Here is a 19,913-nt window from a genome sequence, read left to right as displayed (position 1 = left end):
CTCCACATAGCTTCTCCATCACTATCGGTGAGGAATACCGCCCGTATGCCTGAGTCATCCACCGCTGTCGCCACGCCGCCGGGGGACGCGGCCGCGAAGCACACCAACCCGCACCACTCCAGGAGATGGCTGATCCTGGTCGTGATCGGCCTGGCCCAGCTGATGGTGGTGCTCGACGCCACCGTTGTGAACATCGCGCTCCCGTCGGCGCAGCAGGACCTCGACTTCTCGAACGACGCGCGGCAATGGGTCGTCACGGCCTACGCGCTGGCGTTCGGCAGCCTGCTCCTGCTGGGCGGACGGCTCGCGGACCTCTTCGGCCGCAAACGCGCGTTCCTCGTCGGGCTCGCCGGCTTCGCCCTCGTTTCGGCGATCGGCGGCGCCGCCACCAGTATCGAAATGCTGCTCGTCGCCCGCGCCGCGCAGGGTGTCTTCGGCGCGCTCCTCGCGCCGGCCGCGCTTTCGCTGCTCACTACGACCTTCACCGACCCGAAGGAACGCGGTAAGGCCTTCGGCGTCTTCGGCGCGATCGGTGGTGGCGGCGCGGCGATCGGCCTGCTGCTCGGCGGCGTGCTCACCGAGTACCTCGACTGGCGCTGGTCCATGTACGTCAACATCATCTTCGCGGTGATCGCGTTCGCCGGTGCGGCCGTGCTGCTGAAGAACTCCGAAGCCGACGGCCCGCGCCCGAAGCTCGACATCCCGGGCACGATCACCGCGTCGGCCGGTCTGTTCGCCCTCGTCTACGGCTTCGCGAACGCCGAGCGCGATTCGTGGTCCGCGGTCTCGGTGTGGGGCTTCCTCGCCGCCGGTGTCGTACTGCTGATCGCGTTCGTGGCGATCCAGCAGCGCGCCGAGCACCCGCTCCTGCCGTTGCGCGTGCTGCTCGACCGCGATCGCGGCGGCTCGTACCTCGCGATGTTCCTGCTCGCCATCGGGATGTTCGCCATCTTCCTGTTCCTGACCTTCTACGTCCAGCTGAACCTCGGGTTCACGCCGGTGCAGAGCGGCGTCGCGTTCCTGCCGATGGTCGCCACGCTGATGATCGCCGCGACCTCGGCGACAGCCATCCTGCTGCCGAAGTTCGGCGCGAAACCGTTGGTGTCACTGGGAATGCTGGCCGCCGGCGGAGGCCTGTTCTGGCTCTCGGCCATCGACACCACCAGCACCTACTCGAACGGCGTGCTGTTCCCGCTGATGATCATGGGCGCCGGTATCGGCCTCGCCATGGCGCCCGCGATGAGCGTCGCGACCTTCGGTGTCGATACGCACGACGCGGGTGTCGCGTCGGCCGCGGTCAACACCGCGCAGCAGGTCGGCGGTTCGATCGGGACGGCGTTACTGAGCACTCTGGCCGGAAACGCGGCGACGTCGTTCGTGGTGGGGAAGACGCCTTCGCCGCAACTCGCGGCCGAAGCGGCCGTACACAGTTACACGACCGCCTTCGTGTGGGGCGGGTGGATCTTCGTCGCGGGTGCGGTGATCTGCGGGCTGCTGCTGCGGTCGGGTGCCCCGGCGAAGGCTCCCGAAGGTTCGGACTCTGAGCGCGCTCCGGTGGCCGTCCACATGTAGCGGGGGATGCTATGAACGGCCCGTTACTTGCAAAATTTGCAAGTAACGGGCCGTTCATAGCACGCGGCGGAGGAGCGTCACCGGGACTGTGAGCGCACCGCTTCGAAGACCTCGTCGTCCCACCGGTGCGTCCGGATCAGCCGGTACCGTTCGCAGGCCACCCACAGATACGCCTCGGCGTCGGTGCGCTCGCCGACCATGTCCGCCTGGTTCAGCATCGCCACCACCGGCACGAATTCCTCGTCGAACCACCGTTGCGCCAGGGTCTGCCGGTCGGAATACCGGCCTTCGTCCTGCATCAGCCGGAAACCCCACGCCTCAACGTGTTCCCCGAGCCGCGCGTAGTCCCACGGATCGGTGAAGACGACCGAAGTCCGCGCCTGCCCGGAAAGCGGGACGCGGTCCAGGAACAGCCGCCGGTAGTCCTTGACGATCAGGTCGCCGCGGTAGCGGATCCCGCTCGGGTCCAGTTTGGTCCGGACCTCGGTGACCCTCGCTTCTATTGTGGACAGTCCCATCGCGTAAGACACGGAAACCCGGTGGTGGCCGTCGATGATGAAATGCAGTTCGCCGACGCGGTACACCTCGATGGACGGGATCGACTCGCCGCGCCTCGTCGCGAGCGCCAGCCGTTCCCAGCGTTCGCGGACCCGGCCGGACGTCGGGCGGAAGCGGCGGTCGAAATCGCGGCCGCGATCGACGCTGCCGACGATCGAATCGAGCCGGATCACCCGCGACCCGATCTTCCGTTCGCCGAGATAGCCGAGCGCGTCGACCACCTCGTGGAACGGCAGCATGATGTTGACGTCGTCGGGTTCGCCGCGCAGCCAGTTCGCCAGCCGCGACAACACTTGGCGCCGACGCGCGCGGAGGAAGTCGGCCTCGGCATCGGCCCTGGGAAATCCGGTGTCCTTCATAGCGCGAACTCCATGATCCGGTGCCCGACCACGTTGCGGACGGTGGTCTCGCCGACCCGCCGGTCCGGCACGGCTTCACCGTGCGGGTGGATATGACCGTGCAGCAACCATTTCGGTCGCAACAACTCGATCGTGCGATGCAGACAGTCGAAACCGCGATGCGGCGGGTCCTCGCGGTCGCCGCAGTGCCGTGGCGGCGCGTGGGTGAGCAGGATGTCGACGTCGCGCCCGTCACGCCAGCGGCGGAACCGGGCGCGGCGCACCAGACGGCGTGCCCGCCGTGCCTGCTGGCGTTGCGTCCACTGGTTGGGGCCGTCGTTGTAGCGGACCGATCCGCCGAGCCCGGCGACCCGCAGCCCGGCGATGTCGACGACGCGCCCGTCCGCGTTCACCCCGCCCGCCGGGCCCGGCCACACCGCCGGGAAACCGTCCTTCATGGACAGTCCGCCGTAGCGGGTGTAGCCGGACAGGTCGGGATCGTGGTTGCCCGGCACGAACACGCAGGGCACGTCGAGCGCGCTCGCCAGGAACTCCAGGTACGCGTACGGCAGGTCGCCGGCGCCGATGACGAGGTCGGCCGGGTGCTTGTGGACCGCGGAGGTCCACAAGCGTTCCTCGACCTCGTCCGCGACCACCAGCGCCTTCATACGCCCCAGCGTAAGGCCCAGGGCGCTATTTGGTGCCGTGCGCGAACGCGGGGTCCTTGGCGATGATCGCGATCACGATGCCCAGCCAGACGACGCAGAAGGCGAGCGCCCAGAACTTGAGGTTGGTCAGGATCCTTGGCATGAGGGACTCCATTACTACCGAAAGGGAAGAGAAACGGGCTCAGAGCCAGCGGTTCTTCCTGAATATTCGGTAGAGCAGGATGCAGACGCCGAAGATGACCGTCATCGCCAGCGGGTAGCCGAAACGCCAGTGCAGTTCCGGCATGTAGTCGAAGTTCATCCCGTAGATCCCGGCCAGCGCCGTCGGGACCGCGATGATCGCCGCCCACGCGGTGATCTTGCGCATGTCGGTGTTCTGCTGGAGCGTGATCTTCGCCAGCGTCGCGTCCACCAAGGTGGTCAGCAGCTCGTCGAAGTTCGCGACCCGCTCCGCGACGGTGGTGAGGTGGTCGGAGACGTCACGGAAGTAGGAGCGGACCTCGTCCGGGATCAGCCGCGTGTAGCCCTCGGCCAGGCGCTGCAGCGGCGTCCCCAGCGGCATGACCGCGCGGCGCAGTTCCAGCACCTCGCGCTTCATGAAGTAGATCTGCTCGGCGCTGACCTTGGACCGAGGCGCGAAGACGTGCGTCTCCATCTCGTCGATGTCCGCTTCGATCGCGGTCGTCACGTCGAGATAGTGGTCGACGACGTGGTCCGAGATCGCGTGCAGCACCGCGGACGGCCCGAGAGCGAGCCGCTCCGGGTCCTGGTCGAGTTCACGGCGCAGCCGGGCCAGCCCCGAGTGGTTCCCGTGCCGCACGGTGATCACGAAGTCGCGGCCGAGGAACGCCATCAGCTCGCCGGTCTCGACGATCTCGTTCGCCGTCGCGGGCGACTCGTGCTCGACGTAGCGGACCGTCTTCAGCACCATGAACAGCGTGTCGTCATAGCGCTCGAGCTTGGGCCGCTGGTGCGCTTCGAGCGCGTCCTCGACGGCCAGTTCGTGCAGGCCGAAGGTGTCCGCGATGCCCTGGATCTGCACCGCGTCCGGCTCGTGCAGGCCGATCCAGACGAACCCGGCGTGCCGCTTGCGGACCTCTTTGATGGCCTCGGAGTGCGCCCAGCGGCCGGGCAGGCGCTTGCCCTCCACATACACCGCGCAATCGACGACGTACGCCGAAAGGGGGACAGGCAGCGGGCGTTCGGGAGCGCCCTTGGCGCGGCCGTTGCTTCGGCCGCGAAGGCCGCCGAGGGAGGGAATGGCAGGCATGGGATCTCCTGGGCTGATCGTCGTGCGTTGTGCGCGAAGACGACGGGCCAAGCGGTCGGGGGGCCGCTCGGCTAGGCCAGCGTTCCCGGTTTCGTCAGCCTTGCCAGGCGGGGGTCCGGCGAGGTGCGAAGGGGGGAACACTGCGACTACTAGGAAGCGGAGTATCGCCACTGGACATCGGGTTCCTCACCTCCTTCGGCTCGGCGGACGGTTACGCAGTGGTGTGGGTCGCGTTGACGACCTGACACCAATGGTCGAGGGTACTCCTCAACACGAAAGCCTGTCGTCCCAGGCTCACGCCGCGTTACTCGTGCAGGAGGAATGGGTGCAGTTCGGTCGCTATTACGAAGAGTTCGAGGTCGGTGCGCTCTACAAGCACTGGCCGGGCAAAACGGTCACCGAGTACGACGACCACCTGTTCTGCCTGATCACCATGAACCACCATCCGCTGCACCTCGACGCGAACTACGCCGAGGAGACCACCGACTTCGGCAAGAACGTCGTGGTCGGCAACTACATCTACTCGCTCCTGCTGGGGATGTCGGTGCCCGACGTGTCCGGCAAGGCGATCGCCAACCTCGAGGTCGAATCGCTGAAGCACGTGAAGCCGACCTTCCACGGTGACACGATCTACGGCGAGACCGAGGTGCTGGACAAGACGCCGTCGAAGTCGAAGGACGATCGCGGCGTCGTCTACGTCGAAACCCGCGGCTACAAACAGGACGGCACGATCGTGTGCGTGTTCCGCCGCAAGGTGATGGTGCCGAAACGGTCCTACGGTGACACCAGGGGCGGTGAACAGCCCGGCCGTCCCGTGCCGCACGTATAACGGGTGTCACGAACGGAAGAGGGAGCGCGTCGATGCCCATCGGGCTGGATGAGATCAAGAGCCGCCTGCGGAAGTTCGCGGCGGTCGAGGCGGACGGCGTTTCGCCGCTGTACGAGCACCTGGCGTCGAAGGCCGCGGAGGATGACGACGTCGCCGGGCTGCTGACCGACGCCCGGGGCGGCGAAGCGCGCGCGACGCTGCTCATGGCCACGGCGCACCGGCTCATCCAGGCCGACCCGATCCACCCGCTTTCGCGGTACTACCCGTCCGTCGGTGGTTTCGACGGCGTGGACTCGGAGACCTGGCCCCTGTTCCGCTCTTTCCTGCTGGAGCGGGCGGAGCGGGCGCGGGCGATCATCTCCACGCGGTACACGCAGACCAACGAGGTTCGGCGGGCGGCGCTGGTCTACCCCGCTGTCACGGCGGCGGCCAAGGAAGCGGGCGGCAAGATCGCGCTGCTCGAGGTCGGTTGCAGCGCGGGTCTGCTGCTCGGGCTGGACAAGTTCTCCTACCGCTACCAGTGCGCCGGCGGCGAGCAGCTCATCGCCGGCCCCGCGAAGGCCGCCGTGGGCCTGCACTGCGCTCTCGATCTCGCACCCGGCGCCGTCACGCCGAAGGTGCCGAAGAAGCTCACGATCACCGCGCGCGCCGGCCTCGACCGCGCGCCGGTGGACCTGGCCGACGAGGACGAACTCGCCTGGCTCGAGGCCTGTGTGTGGGCCGACCAGCCCGACCGGATCCGGCTGCTGCGCACCGCCGCGGCCGCGCAGGGCAAGCAGCGGCCGGACCTGATCACCGGCGACGCCGTCGACGATCTCGCTTCGGCGGCGGCCACGGTGCCTGATGGCCCTCTCGTCGTGCTGACCAGCCATGTACTGGCGTACCTGGGGGAGCGGCGGGCGGAATTCCTCGACGCGCTGCGGAAACTCGCCGGGGACCGGCCGCTGTGGTGGGTCAGCGAGGAGTTCTACGCCGCCGCGCTGGAGCCTCTGGTGCCCGGCAGGACCGAACTGGCCGAATCCGCGGACCAGGCCGTGCTCGGGCTCGTCCGGTGGGACGGCGGCGCGCCGGACGTGCGCGCGCTGGCCAGGACGGCGCCGCACGGACAGCGGATGACCTGGCTCGGCGTTTAGCCCTTTCGCTCTTCCAGGGTGTCGAGAAAGCGTCGGTCAGGACAATTCTCGACTCTTGACGTGCCTTTTAGTCCGCGACATTTGCCAAATCGGACACGGCATTTGTCATGTCGGCGAGACGTTGCCCGCGGGCAATACGCCCCAGTCGCGGAGAGTGACGAACAGAAGTTCGGCGAGTCGGCCGCGTTCGTCCAGTTCGATCAAGGTGGCGGCGTCGATCCAGCGGGCGTCGTCGGCGTCGTCGCCCGCACGGAGAGTGCCGCCGGTGACCGTGCAGGCGTAGTCGTGGATGTCGTACGGCCCGCGGCGGGCCCGGCCGACGAATGTGCCGGGCATCACGTCCAGTCCCGTCTCTTCGCGCATCTCGCGAATGACGGCCACTTCGTCCGTTTCGCCGGGTTCGACCCGTCCGCCGGGCACCGACCAGAGTCCACGACCGGGTTCATTTCCGCGTTGGATCAAGAGAATCCGCCCGAGTTCATCATGGACGATGCCGCCGACACAGCGGACGGTGCTGTTCGAAACGGTGTTCATTCCCGAATGGTAGACGCGGGCTTCCTGACAATGACTGTCCTGTACACGGAGAGTAGCCGTACGGTACACTTCTCACCGCCGGCTGACCCAAGCGCGGGACTCCCCTCCCGCGCGGCTGGAAGGTGCGGTACAAAATGAATAGCAAGTATCCGCAGTCAGTCACCGCAAGAGACAGGATTGATCGCCGTGAACGCGAAAAAGCTACTCACTTTCGCAGGAATCGCGTTGGTGCTGTTCTTTGTGATCGCGCAGCCGGGCCAGGCCGCGGGCCTCGTGGGAAACATCATCGGCTTCCTGCGTGACTCGGCCGAATCGGTGATCACCTTCGTCAGTAGCGTCTTCAGCTAGCGGAGGAGCGGATACTCTCTCAGTATGTTCGCCCCACGCGATCCAGACGAGTATCTCCTCGACACCGAGCGGCGGGTCATCAGGATCCGCCGGCACTGGGCTGTCCTGTTGTGGGACACCTTCGAGGCGATCGCGCTCCTGGCGATCTGCGTCCTGGTGTCCTACCTGCTGCCGCCCGCGGCGTGGGTCATCCAGAACATCCTCTGGTATGCCGCGCTGCTGGTCATCCTCCGCTTCTCGTATGTGGTGATGGAGTGGTGGGTCGAGCGGCTGGTCGTCACGGACAAACGGTTCGTGATGACCACCGGCGTCTACACCACCAAGGTGCTGATGATGCCGATCACCAAGGTCACCGACCTCACCTACGAACGTTCGGCGTGGGGCCGGATGCTCGGATACGGGACGATGGTCGTCGAGTCCGCCGGTCAGATCCAGGCGCTGAACCGCATCGACTACCTCCCGAAGCCCGAAGAGTTCTACGACACGATCTCCGAGCTCGTCTTCGGCGACAAGCAGAAGCAGGCCGAGCGATTCTCGATGATCAAGGCCCAGCGTGCGGCGCGCGGCAAGAAGAAGGTCGGTTAGCGCAGCCACGCCTCCGGTGACCGGAGTCCCTTGATCTTTTGAAGTCGCGCGCCTCTCGGCCGACAGGCCCCAGGGGTGCGATGGCAGGGCGCCGTCTTCGTGAACCGCGACGCAGGTCACCCGGTCGCGCCCTGGCAGCGCGGCCCTGGTCAGCGCGATAGATACTGAGCCGCGATGCGCATCGACCTGCACGCCCACTCCACTGCCTCCGACGGTACCGACAGCCCGGCCGGGCTGGTCGCCGCCGCCGCGAAGGCGGGCCTCGACGTAGTCGCGATCACCGATCACGACACCACGGCCGGCTGGGCCCCGGCCGCCGAGGCACTCCCACCAGGGCTTTCCCTGGTGCCCGGCGCCGAGCTGTCCACGATCTCCATCGATCCGGAGACCGGGCGGCACGTCAGCGTCCACCTGCTCGCGTACCTCTTCGACCCGGAATCGCCCGCGGTCGTCGCCGAGCAGACCCGGCTGCGGTCGGAGCGCCGGTGGCGGTTGCGGGTGATGGCGGAGCGGATGGCGGCAGACGGCCTGCCGGTCGATGCCGACGAGGTCATGTCGCTGCTGCCGGAGGACGGTTCGGCGGGACGTCCGCATCTGGCGCAGGCGCTGGTGCGCGCCGGTCTCGTCTCGTCGGTGAACGAGGCCTTCGGGAGCTACCTCGGCAACGGCAGCGGGTACTTCGTGGCGCGGCAGGACACGCTCGTGGAGACGGCGATCGACATGATCGCGGAAGCGGGCGGGGTCACCGTCATCGCGCACCCCTTCGCCTACACGCGCGGTGCGACCATCACCGTCGACGTGCTCGCGCAGCTGGCCGGGCACGGGCTGACCGGCGTCGAGGTCGACCACCCGAACCATGACGAAGAGACCCGCGTGAAGCTGCACGGGCTGGCGGGGGAGCTGGGACTCGTGCGCACCGGGTCGAGCGACTACCACGGCACGAACAAGACCATCGAACTCGGCGACGAGACCACCGACCCGCTCGCGCTCGAAGAACTCGTCGCGCGGTCGAGCGGCTTCCGGGTCGTGACCCGGTGAACATCGCGGACTTCTTCGACGCGCGCCTGTTCATGAGCGCGACGATCACGCTGATCGTCATCATGGACCCGCCCGGCACGGTGCCGGTGTTCCTGAGCCTGACCGGCCGCAAATCGGTGGCGTTCCGCGCCAAGGCCGCGCGTCAGGCGGTGCTGGTCTCGCTGCTGGTGATCTCGTTGTTCGCCGTCGCGGGGCAGGCGATCCTGTCGTATCTCGGCATCGGTATCCCGGCGCTGCAGGGCGCGGGCGGGCTGTTGCTGCTCCTCATCGCGCTGCAACTGCTCACCGGCAACACCGGCGGCGAGTCCGAGGCGGCCGGTGACGACGTCAACGTCGCGCTCGTGCCGCTCGGGACCCCGCTGCTCGCCGGTCCGGGCGCGATCGCCGCGACCATCGTCTTCGTGCGACAGGCCGACGGTCACGTCGGCGCGTACGTGGCGCTGGGGCTTTCGATCGTGACGGTGCACTTCGTGCTGTACCTGTGCATGCGGTACTCGGGCGTGGTCATCCGGCTGATCAAGGAAAGCGGGATCACGCTGCTGGCCAAGATCGCCGGTCTGCTGCTGGCGGCCATCGCGGTCGAGCTGGTGGCGAACTCGGTGAAGGGCTTCATCGCCGGTTCCTGATGCCGGGCGATAGCAAAGGTCCCTTGCTCTCTTCCTGGGCATCCCCGCGAAAAAGTGTCGGTGGGGGTGCGTAGCGTTGCGGGCGGGGTGATCCGATGGAGCAGATTGGTTTCGACTTCGGCGTCGAGGCGCCGCGCAAGCTGACGAAGGTCTCGCCGGCGCGCCTCGCCACGTTCGAAGATTGCCCGCGCCGCTTCCGCATGTCCTACCTCGACCGCCCGTCCCCGACGCGCACCGGGGCGTGGGCGCACAGCACGTTGGGCGCGATCGTGCACAACGCGCTTCGGGCGTTGTTCGACCTGCCGGCGGTCAAGCGGGTGCCGCAGCGGGCGATGGCGCTCGTGGCCGAGCACTGGAAGGACGCCGGGTTCGAAGACACCGATCAGGCCGCCCGGTACCGTGCGCGCGCCAAGGCGTGGGTGGCGGACTACGTCGAGCACAACGACGTCAGCGTCGAGCCGGTCGGGCTGGAGCGATGGGTTTCGGCACCCGTCACGCTCGAGCCGGGCAGCGGGCCCAGCCTCATCATCGAGGGCCGCGCCGACCGCATCGACCAGCGCGGCCGCGAACTGGTGATCATCGACTACAAGACCGGCCGCCGCCAACCCGACGAGTACGAGGCGCGCTCTGCACAGGCGCTCGCGCTGTACGCGGTCGCGGCCGCCAGGACGTTGCGGATGCCGTGCTACCAAGTCGAGCTGCACCACCTGCCGACAGGCACGGTCGCGGCCGCCGAGCACACCGAACAGAGCCTCAAACGGCACCTTCAACGCGCCGACGAGACCGCCGGGGACCTACGGCTGGCAACGGATACCCTGAAGGCAGGCGGCGACGAGGACGTGCTCTTCCCGGCGCGCCCGAGCCGCCGGTGCACCTGGTGCGATTTCCGGCCCAGCTGCGCGGCAGGCCAGGAGGCCGGGCCCGCGGCCCAGCCGTGGGAATTGCTGGCGCCCTAGCTTTCGAGACCCGACGATTGGACAGGCGAGGACGTGTCGTCATCGGACACCGAAGAACTCGCGACCACACCGCTGCCCGTGGGCGAGCCCTCAGCGTCTTCGGTGCCCTCGGTGCCTGACACCCGGCGCGGCCGCTTGTGGCGTGGTCTGACCGGTTCGCTCGCGGCCGGGATGGTCGTGCTGGCGGCGATTGTCCTGGTGATCGCCGTGATCTGCCTGTTCACCGGCGCGCCCGGGCCCGGCTCCCTGATGCTGATCGGCCACCCGGTGGCCGCGGTGCTCGCCATGCTGGCGCAGAGGGTCGCCGACGGCCGCAGTGGCCGCGTCGCGGGCTTCGCGGGCCTCGGCGTCGTCGTGAGCGTGACGGCCGCGCTGAGCATCTTCTGGTGGAGCTGAGCCCCGACGACTCGCGTTTCGTCCTCTAATGGCGTTGGGCCACAGGGGTTACTTGAGGGCGGCCAGGGTGGGGCCGCGCTGCTCCAGCAGTACCGGTCCGACCGACGAGAGCTGAACCGGGCCGTTGTAGCCGTGCCGGTCGACGCCGATGGTGCGGATCGTGGCGCCGGTCAGTTCGTCGAGGACGGCGAGCCCGCCCGGGATCGGCACGACCAGCTGTTCCCCGAAGGTCACTCCGGGGCCGACGGCGCTGTTGAGCGTCCAGCGCGGAGTGAGGTCGTCCCGTGAGAACGCCATCGTCTTCGTGCCGGTGAACCAGTACACGCCCTGCGCGGTCCACGAGGTCGTCATGACCCCGCCCGTCGGGTCCTGCGCGAGGTCGGCGGCGGGGAGGTCGAGCGGGTATGCCGACTTCTGCATCCCGTCGCCGCCGTAGATGACCAGCAGTTTCTGTTCCGGCAGCACGACCAGTGCGAGATCACCGGACATCGCGACGACTTTCGCGTTCTTCCCGGCGAGCACGGTGCTGTATTCGACCTTGGGCTCATCGGCCTCGTCGTTGGTCGCGCTGTAGACGGTGAAGCGGTCGGCCGGGTCGCCGGGGCAGCGTTCGATCACGCCGATCTTGCCCGACGCGGCGGACACCGTGCCGTACGTGCAGCCCGTCCTCGGCTGCTTGTTCGGCTGGACCATGGCCGGGACCTGGCCGTATTCCATGCTTTTGACCAGGTCGTCGCGCCAGGTGTTGAGCAGCGTCTTACCGGTGGTGGTGACGTGCGAGCCGTCGACGACCAGCCGGGTGCCGAGTTCGGCGTCGCCGTTGCGCTGCGCCGTGCGGGCCCCGGTGCCGACGTCGAGCTGGGTGACCTCGCTGCAGCCGGATTCCTTGCGGTACACCGCGTCCACCTTGATCCCGGCGAGCGCGACGGTGCACAGCTCCAGATCACGGGAGTAGCGCCACCGGACGTTCCCGGTGTACGGATCCCGCCCGAGCACTTCGCCCTTGTCGGCGGTGACCACGCTGTTGGCTTCGCCGATCGGCGACGGCGTCGAGGAACTGGGCGCCTGCCACAGTTCGGTCAACGAGCCGGGTACTTCCGCCGGTGCCGCCGGGAGCCCGGGCGGCAGGGTGGCGGCGACCTGCGCGACTGTCGCCGCGTTGTCGCTGTTCACGCCGACGATCACGCCGGTGACGGCGACGACCACGACGATCAGCGCGACGACCACCCGATCCCGGGTCCGGTTCCACGGCGATCGGCGGGCCCGCTTCCCGCCCAGCGGTGGCTCGGTGGCCACCGGTGGGACGGGTTCCGCGTCCAAAACGTCTTCGGTGCCGTACGCGGCCGAGGACTCCGCTTCGCTGCCGTTCGACGTCTGTTCGGGTTCAGCGGGCACGGGCCGCGCCGGATCTTTGTCCGGCGCGGCGTCCCAAGGTTCGCTCACGTGCCCCTAGCTCCCCACGTCAGTACAGAAGATGCTCAGTCTGCCGACGCAGGTGTATCAGAAGTCGCCGTGGGGCGGCGACGGCGGCGTCGGCGAGCAGGGCGCTCGGCGCTGTCGCCGGCTTCCTTCTCCACCGCGGGACCGCTGACCTCAGGGCTCGGCTTCGCGGCGCCACGGCTGCGACGACGGCTGCGGGTGCGGCCCTCCGAAGCACCTTCGGTGCCTTCGCTCTGGCCTTCGGCGCTGTCCGCGGGAGCGGCGTCGGCGTCGGCTGCCTCGATCTTGGCGGCCGAGTCGGCGCCACCCCGGGTCCGCTTGCGCGGCGTCCGGTTGCGCTTGCGGGGAGCCTCTTCTTCCTTCGGGCCCTGACCCTGGCTCGGGCCCGCGCCGCGGCCCCGGCGCTTACCGCCCAGGTCCTCTTCGACCTCGGCCGAAAGGCCGGCGCGGGTCCGCTTCGACAGCGGGAGGCGCCCGACGGTGCCCTCGGGGATGCCGAGGTCGCTGAACAGGTGCTTCGACGACGAGTAGGTCTCGACCGGCTCGGGCATGTCGAGCCCGAGAGTGTCGGAGATCAGCTTCCAGCGCGGTTCATCGTCCCAGTCGACGAGGGTGATCGCGACACCGGTGCGGCCCGCGCGGCCGGTGCGGCCGATGCGGTGGACGTAGTTCTTCTCGTCCTCCGGCGTCTGATAGTTGATCACGTGCGTGACGTCGTCGATGTCGATACCGCGGGCGGCGACATCGGTGGCGACCAGCACGTCGACCTTGCCGGCGCGGAACGCGCGCAGTGCCTGCTCGCGGGCGCCCTGGCCGAGGTCACCGTGCACGGCGGCGGCGGCGAAGCCACGCTCGACGAGCTCGTCGGCGACCTTCTGCGCGGTGCGCTTGGTACGGGTGAAGACCATCGTCAGGCCGCGGCCCTCGGCCTGCAGCGCGCGGGCGATGAGCTCGGGCTTGTCCATCGAGTGCGCCCGGTAGACGAACTGGGTGGTGCGCTCGTGGATCGCGCCGGCGTCGTTCTCCTCGGCGCGGATATGCGTCGGCTGGGTCAGGAACGTGCGGGCCAGCGTGATGATCGGACCCGGCATGGTCGCCGAGAACAGCATCGTCTGCCGCTTGTCCGGGACCATCCGCAGGATGCGCTCGATGTCGGGCAGGAAGCCCAGGTCGAGCATCTCGTCGGCCTCGTCCAGCACCAGGCCGCGGACCTTGCCCAGCACCAGGTGCTTCTGCTCGGCCAGGTCCAGCAGACGGCCGGGCGTGCCGATCACGACGTCGACGCCGCTGCGCAGCGCCGCGATCTGCGGCTCGTACGGACGGCCACCGTAGATGGCCAAGGTGCGGATGCCGAGGTGCTTGCCGGCGCCCTTGAGGTCGTTCGCGACCTGGACGCAGAGCTCACGGGTCGGGACGACGACCAGCACCTGTGGGGTGCCGTCACCGGGGACCTCGACGCGGTGCAGCAGCGGGACGCCGAAGCCCAGCGTCTTGCCCATGCCCGTGCGGGCCTGGCCGATGAGGTCGTCGCCGGCCATGGCCAGCGGCAAGGTCAGGGACTGGATGGCGAAGGTGCGCTCGATACCGGCCTCACCCAGCGCCTTCACGATCTCCGGCTTGACGCCGAACGAAGCGAAGGAGGGGGCTTCGGGCTCCACTGGCGCGCCCGCCTGCAGCGGATGCGTCGTGTCCAGCGCGGCCGGGCCGGACTCGCTGTGCTCCAGCGCGACGGCGGCCGGGACGCCGGTGGTGGTGTTCTCTTCGGTGGAAATTTCGTTCGTGGTCAGGGTGCTCGCCTCTCTCGTGACCAGCGCGCACTGCCCTGGTCACCGATCGACACTCGACCACGAAAATTCGCTCGGGCTCCGCGCTACTGGCGCTGAAGCGGCCCTTCGTGGGAATGCCGCAGGATGGCGTGCACGCACATCATTCTTTGTGCTGACCGGGGCCGCGCCGGCTGTCCTTCAGCCGCAGCAGCGTTCCGGTCCGGACGGAAGATCCGTCGTTTCCGGCCGCCAGTGTACCTGGTCTGCGGTTTTCGGGTAGTCCCCGCCGCGCCGAGGAGGGTGGGATCGGTCTCTTCCCGACGTCAGGGGTGTGTTCGGCGATACCCTCATCGCCGTGACGGAGGTAAAGCAGATCAGTGATGGCGTGGTCGATTTGCTCGGCGTACTCGCCTATGGGGAATTGTCCGCTTTCGATCGCATGGCCGAGGACGCGCGCTCCGCGCCGACGCTGTCCGGCCGGGCCGCGCTGGCGTCCATGGCCGCCGCCGAGATCGGGCACTACGACCTGCTCACCGGGCACCTCGCGGGGCACGGCGTCGCGATCGAGGACGCGATGCGGCCGTTCGTCGGGCACATCGACGCCTGGCACGCCTCCACCGCGCCGCGCTCCTGGCTGGAGTCGCTCGTCAAGGCCTACGTCGGCGACGGCCTCGCGGCGGATCTCTACCGCGAGATGGCCAGCTGGCTCGACCCCGAAACCAAGGATCTGGTGCTCACCGTGCTCGCCGACACCGGGCATTCGGCCTTCGCCGAGCGCGAGGTCGCGGCCGGGATCGAAGCGGATCGCAAGGCGCGGGACAAGCTCGCGTTGTGGGGCCGCCGCCTGCTGGGCGAGGCGCTGACGCAGGCCCAGTACGTCGTCGCCGAGCGGGACGGGCTCGCCGAGCTGATCGTCGAAGGTTCGGGCGACCTTTCGGGAATCGCCGCGCTGTTCCGCCGGTTGCAGCAGGGGCACACCAAGCGCATGCAGGTACTGGGGCTCGGCTGACGTCTCTTCGGCTAGCCTTGCCGGACAAGTAATTTCGAACTTCAAGCGGAGGTCCCACGTGGAGGTCAAGATCGGCATCAAGGACACGCCGCGGGAACTCGTGGTGTCCAGCATCCAGTCGCCCGAAGAGGTCGAGCAGCTGGTCGCGAACGCCTTGAGGTCCGGCGACGGGATCTTCCGCCTCGACGACGAAAAGGGCCGCAAGTACATCGTGCCCACCGACCGGATCGCCTACGTCGAGATCGCGCCGTCTGACGTTCGCAAGGTCGGCTTCGCCGTGGGTGGCTAACCCGATCGGGTTGTAGTCCGATGTCACAGTGGCGTCACCGCCGCATCTCAGCCGGCTCTCAGATTTGATCGTCACGCTAACGCGGGGACGGCAGGGGGCTAGCCGAGAAATGAGGTGGACGGCGTCACTGTGATGGACCGCGCGCTGGTCGACAGCGCGCGCACTGTTCCCGGACAAGGTAAACGGGTCGCGGGGCGGCTGACCGGTATCGACGTCGCCCGTGGCCTGGCCGTACTCGGCATGTACGCGGTGCATGTCGGCCCCGATCCCGCCAAAGGTGGCATCGGGGTGCTGTTCAAACCGTTCGAAGGGCATTCCGCGGCGCTGTTCGCGGTGCTCGCCGGTCTCTCGATCGCGCTGATGTCCGGCGGACGACGGCCCAAACAGGGCCGCGACCGCACGCGCGTCGCCCTCAAGCTGGCGACCCGGGCACCTCTGCTGGTGGTGCTGGGGCTGTGGCTGACCAGTCTTGAGACCGGCTACATGGTGATCCTGGCCTACTACGGGGCCTGTTTCCTGTTCGCCATCCCGTGGCTGCGGGCGAGCGCGAAGGCGCTGGCGATCGCGGCGATCGTCACCGCCGTGGCCGCGCCGCTGCTCTCCCATCTGGCCAGAATCCGGTTGCTGCCCCGCGATCTGCTCTTCTTCGCACCGGACCTGACCGCGGACGACGTCACCTCGACCGGGCTGCTGAAGGCCGCGACCGTGCTGGTCCTGACCGGAACCTTCCCCGCGCTGACGCTGATGGCGTACGTGTTCGCGGGGATGTCGATCGGCCGCATGGACCTGACTTCGCGCAGTGTGTGCCGCCGCCTGTTCTTCGGCGGCTCCGCGCTCGCGGTGGGCGGATACCTCGTTTCGTGGTTCGCGACCGGGCCGCTCGGCGGCATGCAGGCCGTCTACCGCTCACTCGAACCCGCCGCCGCGCAGGCCGGGATGAGCCCATCGGAGTTCTTGCGGCTCCACCAGACCTGGATCCACGGCACCCCGCCGACCACCAGCTGGGCCTGGGAACTGCTGCCGACGGGGACCTCGTACACGCCGTTCGACCTGCTGATCTCGATCGGGATCGCGGGCGCGGTGATCGGCGGCTGCCAGCTGCTGATGCCGAGGTTCGAGCGCGTGCTGCGGCCGCTTTCGGACCTGGGCGGGCGAGTGCTGAGCGCGTACGTGCTGCATTTCGTGGCCATCGCGCTGCTGTGGGACGAGAGCGACGGCGACTCGATCTTCAGCGTGGTGCACTTCGTCGAGTTCTCGGCGGTCGCGCTGACGGCCGCGGTGCTGTGGCGGAAGTTCATCGGGCGCGGGCCGCTGGAATGGACGATGAACAAGCTGTCGAGCTGGCCGAAGTACCTGGTGCCCAAGGCGCGAGTCCCCGCTCAACGGCGGGGCTGAGGCTTGAAGCGCGTGAGGGCCACCCTCAGGGACTCTGAGTCCCTGAGGGTGGCCCTCACGCACTTTTCGGTACTTGCGCGCGCAACGAACGCAAGTAGAGGACTAAACGCGTACGTGCGAGGTCAGGCGTTCAGTTCTTCCAGGCTGGTCGGCACGTGGAACGGCGGCGTGCTGGTGCCCATGATGCGGTAGCGGTCCCACGGATCCGGGTCGGAGAGTTCGCCCTTCGCGCTGTACTCGCCCGCGCGGATCTCGACGGCGGTCTTCTTGCCGCCGACGGCCGCGGACACCTGCTCGTTGGTGGTGACCCGGCCGTACCAGCGGTAGTACCCGTCGATGGGCTGGAAGTAGCCCCGGAGTTCGACCGTGGCCGCGATCTCGGTCCCGCCGATCACGAGGACCGCGTCGCCGGAGTAGCCGTCTTCGTCGTGCTCGCTCATTGCCCCTCCACCTGCTTTTCCTGGGTCTTCCGCATCTGGACGACCTTGTTCTCTTCGAGCGGCAGATTCGGGTCGATGATGATGCCCTGCTGCCGGGAGAGGCCGTCGATCGCGGCCCAGATGATCTGTGTCAGGTATTCGACGATGCTGTCGCGGCCCATCGAACGCCGGTCCAGCCACCATTCGCCGGTGCTCTGCACCATGCCGACGATCCCGTGCGCCCACGGTTCGGCGGCGCCGGAGTCCATGTTGAACATGCGCATGTAGTCGCCGAGCAGCGCGGTCAGCGCGGTCGCGATGAGTTGTTTGTCTTCGGCGACGACGTCGGATTTGACGAGCACCTTCTCCTGCAGGCCGCCGCGCGCCAGCAAGCGGTAGAGGTTGGGGTGCTCCTCGATGACGCTGAAGAACGCGTCGAGCGCCATCCGGATCCGGGGGACCGGAGCGAGTTCGGAGTTGATGGCCGGGATCAGCCGCTGGAAGAGGATCTCCGTACCGCGCTGGCCGAGCGCGACGTACAGGTCGGCCTTGTCGTCGAAGTGCCGGTACAGCACGGGTTTCGTGACGCCGGCTTCGGCGGCGACGTCCTCCATGCCGAGGTCCGGGCCGTGGGTGTCGAGGGCGCGGAGCGCGGCTTCGACGAACTCCGCGCGGCGCGCGATCCGGTGCTTGCGCCAGCGGTCGCGGCGGGCGTCACCCGTGTCGGCCTCGCCCGCCGTGGGGTGCTTGCTCGACTGCTTGCTGTTGCGCTTGACACGTTCGATCACCCAAGTCATGCTACCAGAGGTAACTGTTACTACGAGTTACAGATAGGGGCGTGTCGGCAATGACGCGGGCGCTGAAGGAAACGGACCGGGAGAAGACAGCCGACCGGCTGCTCAAGTCCTCCGCCAACAAGTTCTACGACCCCGACGTCGACATCGACTGGAACGCTCCGCTGGTGGACGGGAAGCGCTTCATCCCCGCCCACCGGTCTTCGCTCTACGGCACGAAGCTGTGGGACACGCTGTCGGCAGAACAGCGCATCGAGCTCGGCAAGCACGAGGTCGCGAGCGTCGCCACCACGGGGCTGTGGTTCGAAATCCTCCTGATGCAGATGCTGCTCAAGGAGGTCTACGACGAAGACCCGACCAGCTCGCACGCCCAGTACGCGCTGACCGAGATCGCGGACGAATGCCGTCACTCGACGATGTTCGCGCGGATGGCGTCGCGGATCGGCTGCCCGGCGTACGGGCCGGTGCCCTGGCTGCGGCGGCTGGCGAAACTGATGCCGTCGATCAGCTACGGACCCGCGCGCTACGGTGCGATCCTCGTCGCCGAAGAGGTCCTCGACCGCCTTCAGCGCGAGCAGATGAACGACCCGGACATCCAGCCGCTGGTGCGCATGGTCAACCGGATCCACGTACTCGAAGAAGCCCGGCATGTCACCTTCGCCCGCGAAGAGGTCACTCGCGGGATGGCGAAGCTGTCGAAGAAGGAAATCGTCTACCAGCAGTTCATCATCGCGGTGATCTCGTACTTCGTGACCCGCGCGTTCATCAACCCGCATGTCTACAAGGCTGTCGGCATCCGGCCGCGTGACGGCGTCGAAGCGGCGCTGAACAACCCGAACTGGCGCGAGAGCGTCCAGTGGGCGGGCGAGAAGATCATGCCGTTCCTGCAGGAATCCGGCCTGGTCGGCAAGCCCGGGATGTACTTCTGGCGCAAGTCCTTCCTGCTGCCGGCGAAGCGATGAGGGGCCTCAAGCAGCGCGGCTCCGTCTCCTGGGACCCGTCGCGGGAACACCGGTTCGTGACCGGTGACGGCACCGCTCTGCACGTCGAGACGAGCGGGCCCGCCGACTCCGAACTCACGCTGGTGCTCGTGCATGGCTGGACCCAGGACCACCGGACCTGGGACGGCGTCGTGGCGCGGCTCGGCGACTCCGTCCGGACCCTGCGCTACGACCTGCGCGGTCACGGCGGTTCCGCGCCGGCGAAACCGGGGACGGCTACGATCCCGACCCTCGCCGACGACCTCGCCGAACTGATCGAAGACCGCGTCCCGAACGGTCCGATCGTGCTCGCGGGACACTCCATGGGCGGCATGACGATCATGGAACTGTCCCGCCGCCACCCCGAACTCGTGGCCCGGCGTGTCGCCGGTGTCGCGTTCGTGGCCACGTCGTCCGGTGAGATGGACCGGATCACCCTCGGCCTGCCGGGGATCGCGGGCAGCGGCGCGGCGAGGTTCGAACGGCGGCTCGCGAAGCTGCTCGCGAAACAGCGCCGGGACGCCTTGCCGTTGCCGCTGTCCGTGGTGCGCCCCGGCGCGCGGATGCTCGTCTTCGGGCGACGGCCGCAGCGGGCCGACGTGGACTCGGTCGCGGAACAGCTGTTGTGCGCGCACCCGGCGAGCGTCGCCGGATTCCAGGACGCGATCTCGCGGCACGACTGCCGGGTCACGCTCGCCGCGCTGCTGGGGAAACCGGTGGTCGTGCTGTCGGGGGAGCGGGACCGGCTCTGCCCGACCACCCACGCCAAGGTCATCGCCGACGCGCTGCCGGACGCCGTCTTCGTGCGCTACCCGGGGGCCGGGCACATGCTCCCGCAGGAACGGGCACAGGAGGTCTCGGACCGCATCGCGGCACTCGTCCGCCGCGCCGCGAGGGTCTGAAGAGGGAGCGGGGGACCTTTGCTATCGCTCTCGGTGGGGCAAGCGGTAGCAAAGGTCCCCCGCTCTCT

The 19,913-nt window shown here is 68.3% G+C and carries 22 protein-coding genes; 14 read left to right on the top strand and 8 right to left on the bottom strand.

Annotated features, from left to right (window positions below):
• The first annotated feature begins 45 nt into the window (after positions 1-45).
• Complete coding sequence (locus ACLJRL_RS12175; protein WP_410656235.1) at positions 46-1,572, top strand: MFS transporter; 1,527 nt, start codon at positions 46-48, stop codon at positions 1,570-1,572.
• A 77-nt stretch (positions 1,573-1,649) separates the two neighbouring features.
• On the opposite strand, the gene ACLJRL_RS12170 is transcribed toward ACLJRL_RS12175, so the two are convergent.
• The 3 genes from ACLJRL_RS12170 to corA all read right to left on the bottom strand — a co-directional run bounded on the left by ACLJRL_RS12170 (position 1,650) and on the right by corA (position 4,406).
• On the bottom strand, positions 1,650-2,489 hold the full coding sequence (locus tag ACLJRL_RS12170) for a chromosome partitioning protein ParB (RefSeq protein WP_410656234.1): 840 nt from the start codon (positions 2,487-2,489) through the stop codon (positions 1,650-1,652).
• A complete protein-coding gene (locus tag ACLJRL_RS12165) occupies positions 2,486-3,136 on the bottom strand; it encodes a metallophosphoesterase family protein (protein WP_410656233.1) in 651 nt (216 codons plus the stop codon). Before ACLJRL_RS12165 ends, ACLJRL_RS12170 begins: the two co-directional genes overlap by 4 nt.
• 181 nt (positions 3,137-3,317) lie before the next feature.
• On the bottom strand, positions 3,318-4,406 hold the full coding sequence (gene corA / locus ACLJRL_RS12160) for a magnesium/cobalt transporter CorA (RefSeq protein WP_410656232.1): 1,089 nt from the start codon (positions 4,404-4,406) through the stop codon (positions 3,318-3,320).
• Between the two features lie 250 nt (positions 4,407-4,656).
• Between corA and ACLJRL_RS12155 the strand changes: the two genes are divergently transcribed.
• Complete coding sequence (locus ACLJRL_RS12155; RefSeq protein ID WP_410656231.1) at positions 4,657-5,235, top strand: MaoC family dehydratase; 579 nt, start codon at positions 4,657-4,659, stop codon at positions 5,233-5,235.
• A 32-nt stretch (positions 5,236-5,267) separates the two neighbouring features.
• Positions 5,268-6,368 (top strand): DUF2332 domain-containing protein, encoded by a 1,101-nt coding sequence (locus tag ACLJRL_RS12150; protein WP_410656230.1) that lies wholly within the window; start codon positions 5,268-5,270, stop codon positions 6,366-6,368.
• A gap of 105 nt (positions 6,369-6,473) precedes the next feature.
• Here the strand turns inward: ACLJRL_RS12150 and ACLJRL_RS12145 are convergent, their stop codons facing one another.
• Positions 6,474-6,902: an NUDIX hydrolase gene (locus tag ACLJRL_RS12145; protein ID WP_410656229.1), complete on the bottom strand. Its 429-nt coding sequence runs from the start codon at positions 6,900-6,902 to the stop codon at positions 6,474-6,476.
• Between the two features lie 186 nt (positions 6,903-7,088).
• Here ACLJRL_RS12145 and ACLJRL_RS12140 point away from each other — a divergent pair, with 186 nt between their 5' ends.
• The 6 genes from ACLJRL_RS12140 (at position 7,089) to ACLJRL_RS12115 (ending at position 10,851) form a co-directional block, all read left to right on the top strand.
• Positions 7,089-7,250, top strand: a complete 162-nt coding sequence (locus ACLJRL_RS12140) for a hypothetical protein (protein ID WP_169812906.1) — start codon at positions 7,089-7,091, stop codon at positions 7,248-7,250.
• Between the two features lie 24 nt (positions 7,251-7,274).
• The gene (locus ACLJRL_RS12135) at positions 7,275-7,835 is read left to right on the top strand and encodes a PH domain-containing protein (RefSeq protein ID WP_410656228.1); all 561 of its coding nucleotides are present in this window, start codon (positions 7,275-7,277) and stop codon (positions 7,833-7,835) included.
• Positions 7,836-8,009: 174 nt separating this feature from the next.
• Positions 8,010-8,873, top strand: coding sequence for a PHP domain-containing protein (locus tag ACLJRL_RS12130; protein ID WP_410656227.1), 864 nt, complete (start codon positions 8,010-8,012; stop codon positions 8,871-8,873).
• Positions 8,870-9,499, top strand: coding sequence for a MarC family protein (locus ACLJRL_RS12125; protein WP_410656226.1), 630 nt, complete (start codon positions 8,870-8,872; stop codon positions 9,497-9,499). Before ACLJRL_RS12130 ends, ACLJRL_RS12125 begins: the two co-directional genes overlap by 4 nt.
• Positions 9,500-9,594: 95 nt before the next feature.
• A complete protein-coding gene (locus tag ACLJRL_RS12120; protein WP_410656225.1) occupies positions 9,595-10,455 on the top strand; it encodes a RecB family exonuclease in 861 nt (286 codons plus the stop codon).
• 33 nt (positions 10,456-10,488) lie between these two features.
• Positions 10,489-10,851, top strand: a complete 363-nt coding sequence (locus tag ACLJRL_RS12115) for a hypothetical protein (protein ID WP_410656224.1) — start codon at positions 10,489-10,491, stop codon at positions 10,849-10,851.
• A 48-nt stretch (positions 10,852-10,899) separates the two neighbouring features.
• Here ACLJRL_RS12115 and ACLJRL_RS12110 read toward each other — a convergent pair whose 3' ends face one another.
• Both ACLJRL_RS12110 and ACLJRL_RS12105 read right to left on the bottom strand, forming a co-directional pair.
• Positions 10,900-12,294, bottom strand: a complete 1,395-nt coding sequence (locus tag ACLJRL_RS12110; RefSeq protein WP_410656223.1) for a hypothetical protein — start codon at positions 12,292-12,294, stop codon at positions 10,900-10,902.
• A 35-nt stretch (positions 12,295-12,329) separates the two neighbouring features.
• Complete coding sequence (locus tag ACLJRL_RS12105; RefSeq protein ID WP_410656222.1) at positions 12,330-13,949, bottom strand: DEAD/DEAH box helicase; 1,620 nt, start codon at positions 13,947-13,949, stop codon at positions 12,330-12,332.
• Positions 13,950-14,412: 463 nt separating this feature from the next.
• Here ACLJRL_RS12105 and ACLJRL_RS12100 point away from each other — a divergent pair, with 463 nt between their 5' ends.
• From ACLJRL_RS12100 to ACLJRL_RS12090, 3 genes are all read left to right on the top strand, one after another.
• Entirely contained in the window at positions 14,413-15,066 is a 654-nt protein-coding gene (locus ACLJRL_RS12100; protein ID WP_410656221.1) for a ferritin-like fold-containing protein, read from the top strand.
• Positions 15,067-15,124: 58 nt separating this feature from the next.
• A complete protein-coding gene (locus ACLJRL_RS12095; RefSeq protein WP_410656220.1) occupies positions 15,125-15,355 on the top strand; it encodes a DUF3107 domain-containing protein in 231 nt (76 codons plus the stop codon).
• 114 nt (positions 15,356-15,469) lie between these two features.
• Entirely contained in the window at positions 15,470-16,750 is a 1,281-nt protein-coding gene (locus ACLJRL_RS12090) for a heparan-alpha-glucosaminide N-acetyltransferase domain-containing protein (RefSeq protein WP_410656219.1), read from the top strand.
• A 122-nt stretch (positions 16,751-16,872) separates the two neighbouring features.
• Here ACLJRL_RS12090 and ACLJRL_RS12085 read toward each other — a convergent pair whose 3' ends face one another.
• Both ACLJRL_RS12085 and ACLJRL_RS12080 read right to left on the bottom strand, forming a co-directional pair.
• Positions 16,873-17,190 (bottom strand): DUF4873 domain-containing protein, encoded by a 318-nt coding sequence (locus ACLJRL_RS12085; RefSeq protein WP_410656218.1) that lies wholly within the window; start codon positions 17,188-17,190, stop codon positions 16,873-16,875.
• Positions 17,187-17,966, bottom strand: coding sequence for a TetR/AcrR family transcriptional regulator (locus ACLJRL_RS12080; protein WP_410656217.1), 780 nt, complete (start codon positions 17,964-17,966; stop codon positions 17,187-17,189). Before ACLJRL_RS12080 ends, ACLJRL_RS12085 begins: the two co-directional genes overlap by 4 nt.
• A gap of 50 nt (positions 17,967-18,016) precedes the next feature.
• Here ACLJRL_RS12080 and ACLJRL_RS12075 point away from each other — a divergent pair, with 50 nt between their 5' ends.
• Together ACLJRL_RS12075 and ACLJRL_RS12070 are read left to right on the top strand one after the other, a co-directional pair.
• Positions 18,017-18,925, top strand: a complete 909-nt coding sequence (locus ACLJRL_RS12075) for an AurF N-oxygenase family protein (protein WP_410656898.1) — start codon at positions 18,017-18,019, stop codon at positions 18,923-18,925.
• Positions 18,922-19,845 carry an alpha/beta fold hydrolase gene (locus ACLJRL_RS12070; RefSeq protein ID WP_410656216.1) on the top strand — a complete coding sequence of 308 codons (924 nt, stop codon included), beginning with the start codon at positions 18,922-18,924 and terminating at the stop codon, positions 19,843-19,845. Before ACLJRL_RS12075 ends, ACLJRL_RS12070 begins: the two co-directional genes overlap by 4 nt.
• The last annotated feature ends 68 nt before the right edge of the window (positions 19,846-19,913 follow it).

This window comes from Amycolatopsis sp. lyj-112, assembly GCF_046549055.1.
Classification (GTDB): Bacteria; Actinomycetota; Actinomycetes; order Mycobacteriales; family Pseudonocardiaceae; genus Amycolatopsis.
Note: the sequence above shows the minus strand (reverse complement) of the source record. Positions and strands in the feature narration are given on the sequence as shown.